This window comes from Methylobacterium sp. FW306-05-D (assembly GCF_058782155.1).
Genome location: NZ_JBYSXL010000125.1, coordinates 1 through 7,526, shown reverse-complemented (window position 1 = coordinate 7,526; position 7,526 = coordinate 1). Strand labels below are relative to the sequence as shown.

Here is a 7,526-nt window from a genome sequence, read left to right as displayed (position 1 = left end):
TCGCCGGGTGGGGGGCCCCGAGGGGCTGCGCGGCCCGCACCGCCGCGACCGGGTCGACGGCGAGGTCGGCCACGGCCACGCGCGCGTCGGCGACCCGGTTGACGAAGGAGGAGTTGGCGCCGTTCTCGAGGAGCCGGCGCACGAGATAGGCGAGCAGCGTCTCGTGGGTGCCCACTGGCGCGTAGATCCGGCACGGGCGGTCGAGCCCGCCCGGCCCCACCACCGCCCCGTAGAGGGCCTCGCCCATGCCGTGCAGGCACTGGAACTCGTAGCGCCCGACGTGGAAGTCCGGCCCCGCCAGGATGTGGAGGGCGGCGAGGGTCTGGGCGTTGTGGGTGGCGAATTGCGGGAAGAGCGCGTCGGGGGCGGCGAGCATCCGCTCCGCGCAGGCGCGGTACGACAGGTCGGTGTGGACCTTGCGGGTGAAGACGGGAAAATCCTCCAGGCCCGCCACCTGCGCGCGCTTGATCTCGCTGTCCCAGTAGGCGCCCTTGACGAGGCGGACCATGAGGCGTCGCCCCGAGCGGCGGGCGAGGTCGACGAGGACCGCGACCAGCGTCAGCGCCCGCTTCTGGTAGGCCTGCACCACGAAGCCGAGGCCGTTCCAGCCGTCGAGGTCCGGGTCGGCGCAGAGGGCCTCCAGGATGTCGAGGGAGAGGTCGAGACGGTCGGCCTCCTCGGCGTCGATGGTGAGGCCGATGTCGTAGTGGCGGGCGAGGCGCGCCAGGGCGGCGACGCGGGGGAGGAGCTCGGCCGTCACCCGGTCCCGCTGCGCGCGGACGTAGCGCGGATGCAGGGCCGAGAGCTTGATCGAGATGCCGGGGCCGGCGAAGAGCCCGCGCCCCGCCGAGGCCGCCCCGATGGCGTGGATGGCCTGGGTGTAGTCGTCCGCGTAGCGCGCGGCATCGGCGGCATTCAGCGCCGCCTCGCCGAGCATGTCGAAGGAATGGGTGAAGCCGCGCGCCTCCTGGCGGCGGGCCCGGCGCAGGGCCTGCGCGATGGTCTCGCCGCTGACGTACTGGCCGCCCATGAGCCGCATGGCCCGGTTCACGCCCGCGCGGACCAGCGGCTCGCCGCCCCGGGCGACGAGGCGGGTCAGGGCGCCCGCCAATCCGGCTTCGTCCGCCGAGGCCGCGAGGCGCCCGGTGATCACGAGGCCCCAGGTGGCCGCGTTGACGAAGAGCGAGGGGCTGTGACCGAGATGGGCGGCCCAGTCCCCATGCCCGATCTTGTCGCGGATCAGGGCGTCGCGGGTCTGCGCGTCGGGGATGCGCAGCAGCGCCTCGGCGAGGCACATCAGCGCCACGCCCTCCTGGGTCGACAGGGCGTATTCCCGCAGGAGGTCCTGGACCCCGCCGCCGCCTCCCTCGGCGCGCAGGCGCCCGACGAGGCGGTGCACGAGATGCGCGGTGGCCGCGTCCGCCTCGGGGCTCGTCGTCACCGCCCCCAGGCAGGCGGCGACGCGCTCCGGCTCGGGCGCACGCGCCTCCGCCGTCAGCCGCCGGCGCAGCGGCGTCGGCGGAGGCCCCGGCCCCAGGAACGCGGCGAAGGGCGGGACGGACGGCGTCGGCGGACCGACAGGGCTCATCGCGACCTCATCGTGGCGACCTCATCGTGCCGGGCGGATCCGCCGCCGCCTCGCCCTGGAGGATGGGACGCGGCGCGGCGCGAGTCGAGGCGTCCCCAAGCCGCCGGACGGCGCCGAGGCGCCGCGAGGGGCGGCCCCGGACCGCGCCCCTACAGGTAGTGGCGATAGACGACGTGGGTGTCGGCGTCCGGCGGGAGGGCGCCCTTGTCGGAGGCGCCGCAGGCGGTCGCGGCGAAGGGCGAGACCATGGCGAGGACGGTCAGGAGCCAGCGGAACGGACCTGCGGCAATCATCGGAATCTCCTCGGCCGGGACGGGGTCGGCGGTTCGGATCGAAGCGTCACCTGCGATGGCTGCGGGCCTCGGGCCCAGGCTCTCCATGCACCGGCCGCGATCGCCGCGCGGTGTCGAGACGCACCCGCCCCGCGCTGTGGACGACCGCGCCCGGCCGGAGCGCGCCGTCGCCTTTGCCCCTAGGATGGGGCGATGACGGCAGGGGTCCTGGATCGCGACCGGTTCGCGAAGTGTCGAGCACTGATGGAGCGCGGGGCCACGCCCGGCGAGCGGGCGGCCGGACGCGCGGCCGCGACCCGGGTGGCCGCCGCCGCCGGCCTCGCGCTGGCCGATGCGCTCGCCCTGGCGGATGCCGCCCCTTCCGGCCCCGCTCCGGAACCCGGACGGACTCGGCGGCCGGCCGAGCGGACCTACCCCTGGGCGAAGCCGAGGCCCGCGCCGGAGCCGGTCACGGTGGAGGAGTTGCGGCGGCAGAAGGCGGCGGACGAGGCGCGGCGCAGGACGGCGGCGGCGCGGGCCCGCAAGCGCCCCCAGCCCGCCGATCCCGACTGGGAGCGCTGGTCCGGCGAGGTTCGCGAGGCCCAGGCGGCCCGCGATCGCGATTGGGCGGCGCGGCGCCCGCCGCGCGCATCCGACTGACGGGCGGCGGCGCGCGCGCCCGCGCCCCCGGCGCCGGACAGACGCAAACAACAAAAATCGATTCTACCGAATCTCGGAGAGTCACCTCACCAAGGTGGTGCACCAGCTGGGTCGGCTGGGCGTGATCCGGACCACGCGCGGCCGCGGCGGCGGGCTGCGGCTCGGACAATCCCCGGCCGAGATCCGCGTCGGCACCGTGGTTCGGGCGACGGAGGAGGATTTCACCCTGGCGGCGTGCTTTTCCGGAACCGCCTGCGTTCTGACGTCGATCTGCCGCCTGCAACGGGCCCTCGGGGAAGCCCTGAACGCCTTCCTGACGGTGCTCGATGAGGTCACCCCGGCGGACCTGATCGGCGGCTCCGGTGCCGAGATCGCGCGCCTGCTCGGCCTGGACGCGCCGCGCCCCGGCGCGCAGACCTGACCTCTTCCGGGAGGGGCGCTCCCGCCCGCAGGAGCCCGGCCCTCCGAGCCGGCGCATCGGCGGCCCCGGCACCGGCGTCGCCGGGCCTTCCCCGATGCCTTTCGAGGCCTGGGCTCAGTAGCTCTGCGTCGGCCGGTCGAGCACGGTCCGGCCCATCAGGCTGGCGGCGAGATCCACCATGAGGAGCGCCGTCCGTCCGCGCTCGTCGAGGAACGGGTTGAGCTCGACGAGATCGAGGCTGCCGACGAGGCGGGAATCGTGCAGCATCTCCATGATCAGGTGTGCCTCCCGGAAGGTCGCGCCCCCCGGCACCGTGGTGCCGACGCCCGGCGCGATGCCGGGGTCCAGGAAGTCCACGTCGAGGCTGACATGCAGGCGCCCGCGGGCCGCGGCGACCCGGCCGAGGAACGCCCGCAGGGGCGCGACGACGCCGGCCTCGTCGATGCTGCGCATGTCGTGGATCAGCACGCCGGCCTCGATCACCGCCACCCGCTCCGCCGGATCGAGACTGCGCGTGCCCATCAGGCAGACGTTGCGCGGGTCGATCGGCGCGGGCGGGGGCGGCAGGTAGCCGGAAAAGCCCCGCCGGCCGGTGGCGTAGGCGAGGGGGACGCCGTGGAGATTGCCGCTCGTGGTGGTGTCGAGGGTGTGGAAATCCGCATGGGCATCGAGCCAGAGCACGAAGAGGGGCCGCCCCTCCTGGGCCGCCCGGCGCCCGAGCCCCGACAGGGTGCCGGCCGACAGGCTGTGATCGCCCCCGAGGAAGATCGGGACGGCCTCGGCGCTGTGGGCATAGGCGGCCTCGGCCAGGGTCTCGGTCCAGGCCGCGAAGGCGCCGAGATGGCGCAGGGCGCCGTTGGGATGGGCCCGCGCCACGGCGGCGGCCGGCGCCGCGAGATCGCCCGCGTCGACGAGGTCGAGCCCGAGGCCCGAGAGGGTCTCGGCGAGGCCGGCGGCCCGGTAGGCGCTCGGCCCCATGTCGCAGCCGAGGCGGCCGGCGCCTTCCTGCACGCGGGCGCCGAGGAGAAGGCAGCGTCGGTTCGTCATGGCGTCGTCTCGCTCCGCATCGCCGGTGCCCCTTGCCAGGGCCGTGCCGCGGCCGGCCCCGCCGGGCCGCCTGCGCCTGCGCCGGCGCCGGCGCGAGGGTAGCCGATCCGCATGACGGTCGTTCCGGAGCGGGTGCCGCAGGGCCCCGGCGCCGGCCGGCCTCCATGTTTTGTTAACCATTCCGGCCACAGCGTGCCGGTCGGCGTCCGCGCAGCGCCCGTCCGCCGCCGGTCCCCGAATTCGACGGCGCGTCCTTAATCCCGCCCGTATCTCCGCGCCCACTGGGGCGGGTCGAAGCCCTGGTTCACGCAGCGGCCGCGACCCCGAACAAGGAGTTTCCCCATGATCAAAACGCTGCTGGCGCTCTTCACCGTCGCCGCCGTCCTGACGATCCGGGCGTTCCTGAAGCTTCTCTGGCTGCCGTTCCAAAGCTTCGGCGGCCTCCTGCGCGGCCGCCCGGCCGCCACCTGAACGGTCCGCTCGCCGCCGGCGCGGCCCGTCACGCTCCCGACGCGGCGCGGGCCGCGGCAGGCCTCCGGCGCGGCCCGCGGGACTTCGGTTCGGCCGCGTCCGGTTTGCCGGCCGCCGATGGAGACGACCTCGGCTTGGCCGAACCCGGACCCGGCCTCGCCTGGCGCACCGCGCGCGCCGCCGGGGGCGCCGCATGGGCATCGAGGAACCCGCGGCACGCCGCGAACTGCGTCTCGATCTCGGGCGGGCAGTCCAGGCCGCGCTCCGCGGCGAGACGTCTCGCGTAGCGCAGCATCGCGGCGCTCGGCGGCCGCGGCCCGTCGGCCGCGCCCGGCATCGCCGCGCGCGATGCGGCGGGTCCCGCCTCGGCATCCAGGAAGGCGCGGCAGCGGGCCAGGCTGCTCTTGCAGCCCCGGGGCAGGGCGAGGCCCTTGCGCGCGGCCAGCGAGACCGCGAAGGCGAGCATGGCCGGCGTCGGCGGCCGGTCCCCGCCGGCGCGGCCCCGTCCCTGCCCCCGCGAGGGCGGCGCCAGGCTCGGGTCCAGACTGACCACCCCCGCCTGCGCGATGGCGCCGATCAAGCCGTCGAGGCGGGTACGCGTGCGCGCCCGGAAGGCCTCGGCCCGGGCCCGGGCCTCCGCCCGCGTGGGGGCCCGGCCGATCTCGGCGAGGTCCGCCTCGAACATCGCCCGGCCCACCGGGTCGCCATAGGCCGGAAACACCCGCCGCACCGCCGCGATGAAGGCGAGCCCCACCTCGGTCACCGTGAGGGCGGGGTCCTTGCCCTCGCCGAGGGCGAGGTAGTGGCTCTTCAGGAGCTTGGGCAGGATGGTGTCCCGGGTCGCGGCCGTGCCGAGTCCCTTCGGCTCGTTCGGATTGACCGGGTTCGCCAGGGCCCGCTTCGCCGCGGGGTCGTCCACCTGGTCGATCAGGCGGCCCATCACCACGGGCAGCTCGCCCCGGGTGATCCGCCGGGGCGGCTCGGTCACGGCCTCGGCGATGTCGGCGCCGGCGGCCGTCGCCGGCTCCCCGTCGCGCAGGGCGGGCAGGCGGGTCGCGCGCGCCTCGTCCTCCGGCCGCGCCTTGCCGGGGACGAGATCGGCCTCGATCTCGGCCTCCGCCCCGTACAGCACGCGCCAGCCCGGCACGCGCACGACGCGCCCGGTCACCGCGAAGCGCTTCGGGCCCAGCGGCGTCGCCACCTCGGCCACGACCTCGGTGCGCGCGTCGATGCCGTCGGGCAGGTGGGCGGCGCCGTAGGCCTTGGCCACGAGTTCCCAGAGGCGGACGAGGTCGGCCTCGAGGCGACCGCGCTCCGGCACCTTGCGCAGGGGCACGATGGCGTGGTGCTCGCCCGGGTCCTTGACGTAGTGGCCCCGGGCCCCGCGCCGGATGACGGGCGCGTCCGCGCCGAGGAGGGCCCCGAGATCCGGCAGCACCGAACCGATGGCGGCCAGCACCGCGGCGGCATCCCCGGCCTGCCCCTCGGGCAGGGAATCCGACTCGGTGCGCGGATAGCTCAGATAGCCCTGGTCGTAGAGATCCTGCGCCAGCCGCGCCGTGTGCTGGGGGTCCCAGCCGAAGCGCTTGGCGCAGCGCCGGGCCAGGGTGTCCTTCGAGAACAGGCGCGGCGGCGCCCGGCGCACGTCCCGCTGGGCCACCGCCAGGGGCCCGGACCAGGCGGCCGCCGCCGTCCGGATGGCCTCGGCCGCGGGGCGCTCGAAGATCCGTTCCTTGGGCAGGTGCCACAGGGTCAGGGCCGCCCCCGTGCCGGTCTCGACGTGCAGCGCCACCTTGAAGAAGTCCTGCGGCACGAAGGCCCGGATGCGGGCCTCGAGATCCGCCAGGATGGCGAGCGTCGGCGTCTGCACCCCGCCGAAGCGCCAGGGCTCGCGGAAGGCGGGCGGGCGCAGGCGCAGGGAGATCGCGCGCGTGCCGTTCAGGCCGAGATGGTAATCCTCGTATTGTCGGCAGAGCGCCTCCAGGTAGGCGGCGTAGTCCTGCTCGCCGGATTCCGGCTCACGGGCCAGGGTGGCGAAGGCCCGCCGGACCGAGACGTCGTCGAGGGCCCCGAGCTTCAGGCGGTCGACCCGGCCGCGCCAGCCGAGATGCTCCAGAACCTCCCAGGCGATCATCGAACCCTCGCGGCCCGGATCGGTGGCGATGATGACGCGCTCGACGCCGCGCAGGGCCTGGCCGATCGCCGCGAGCTTGCCCGCATGCGACTGGCCGGAGCGGCCGGTGCCGCAGATCACCGGGAGGGTGTCGAGGACGATCGGCAGGGTCTCGAACTGCCAGGACTTCCATTCCGGCCGGATGCGGCCGGGCTCCTCGGCGGTGAGCAGGTGCCCTTCGGCGGCGACGCAGACGGTGCCGGGCGAGCGGAAGTAGCGCTGGAGCTGGCGCATCGCCGACGGCTTCTCGAAGAAGAACAGCGTGCGGCCGGCGGGGGCAGGGGACATGGATGCGGATCAGGCGGCCTGACCGAGGGCGTCCGCGGCATCGGGCCGCCTCCGGCGCGGGGCCGGCCCGGGCCGGTTCCCGGTCCGCGACCGCTCGGCCGGTGCCGCCGGATCGACCGACGAGAAGGGCCGGACCAGCACGCGCCGTCCGCGCAGATCGTGGACGGTGACGTGCCACTCCGCCCAGGTCCCGGCCTCGCCGAGGCTGCGCATCACGTCCCGCGCCACCGCCTCGGCCCGCCGCACCAGGCGATGCGGGGCCCGGATGTCGTTCCCGACGGCATCGAACACGCATTCGCGTCCGTTGGTGCAGTGGAAGCGATAGCGGGCCATGCTGCTCGGACTCCCTCGTCGACGCGCCGCCGGACGGCGCCGAGTTCACTCTCTGTTCTCATATGAGGGCAAGCGCGGGGGATTGGCAAGAGTCCGGGATCGCGAGGCTTCGAGAGGGCCGGGGCGGGCGACGCGGCGTCGCCGCGGCAGGATCGATGGCAAGATCGACGAGGTGATCGACGAGACACATCCCGGAATCTTCGGCGGCCCGGAGCCGCGCCCCCGCCCGATCGCCCTCGGGGGCCCGGGCGGGGCCTCGGCTCCGGGGGGAGG

The 7,526-nt window shown here is 75.5% G+C and carries 7 protein-coding genes and 1 pseudogene; 3 read left to right on the top strand and 5 right to left on the bottom strand.

Features of this window, described 5'->3' with window-relative positions; all coding sequences use genetic code 11:
* Together AC3WLN_RS23115 and AC3WLN_RS23110 are read right to left on the bottom strand one after the other, a co-directional pair.
* Positions 1-1,588 (bottom strand): proline dehydrogenase family protein (locus AC3WLN_RS23115; RefSeq protein ID WP_492485205.1); only part of this gene is annotated, 1,588 nt, incomplete at its 3' end.
* Positions 1,589-1,737: 149 nt separating this feature from the next.
* Complete coding sequence (locus AC3WLN_RS23110; RefSeq protein ID WP_492485203.1) at positions 1,738-1,881, bottom strand: hypothetical protein; 144 nt, start codon at positions 1,879-1,881, stop codon at positions 1,738-1,740.
* A 192-nt stretch (positions 1,882-2,073) separates the two neighbouring features.
* Between AC3WLN_RS23110 and AC3WLN_RS23105 the strand changes: the two genes are divergently transcribed.
* Together AC3WLN_RS23105 and AC3WLN_RS23100 are read left to right on the top strand one after the other, a co-directional pair.
* Positions 2,074-2,520, top strand: coding sequence for a hypothetical protein (locus AC3WLN_RS23105; RefSeq protein ID WP_492485201.1), 447 nt, complete (start codon positions 2,074-2,076; stop codon positions 2,518-2,520).
* A gap of 58 nt (positions 2,521-2,578) precedes the next feature.
* Positions 2,579-2,941: pseudogene (locus AC3WLN_RS23100) on the top strand (Rrf2 family transcriptional regulator); the annotation flags it as partial.
* Between the two features lie 114 nt (positions 2,942-3,055).
* Here the strand turns inward: AC3WLN_RS23100 and rocF are convergent.
* On the bottom strand, positions 3,056-3,988 hold the full coding sequence (gene rocF, locus AC3WLN_RS23095) for an arginase (RefSeq protein ID WP_492485199.1): 933 nt from the start codon (positions 3,986-3,988) through the stop codon (positions 3,056-3,058).
* Positions 3,989-4,330: 342 nt separating this feature from the next.
* Between rocF and AC3WLN_RS23090 the strand changes: the two genes are divergently transcribed.
* The gene (locus tag AC3WLN_RS23090) at positions 4,331-4,459 is read left to right on the top strand and encodes a hypothetical protein (RefSeq protein WP_272481505.1); all 129 of its coding nucleotides are present in this window, start codon (positions 4,331-4,333) and stop codon (positions 4,457-4,459) included.
* A 28-nt stretch (positions 4,460-4,487) separates the two neighbouring features.
* On the opposite strand, the gene AC3WLN_RS23085 is transcribed toward AC3WLN_RS23090, so the two are convergent.
* Positions 4,488-6,920: a type IA DNA topoisomerase gene (locus tag AC3WLN_RS23085; RefSeq protein ID WP_492485197.1), complete on the bottom strand. Its 2,433-nt coding sequence runs from the start codon at positions 6,918-6,920 to the stop codon at positions 4,488-4,490.
* A gap of 9 nt (positions 6,921-6,929) precedes the next feature.
* Entirely contained in the window at positions 6,930-7,253 is a 324-nt protein-coding gene (locus AC3WLN_RS23080) for a DUF6894 family protein (RefSeq protein ID WP_492485195.1), read from the bottom strand.
* Positions 7,254-7,526 lie beyond the last annotated feature (273 nt).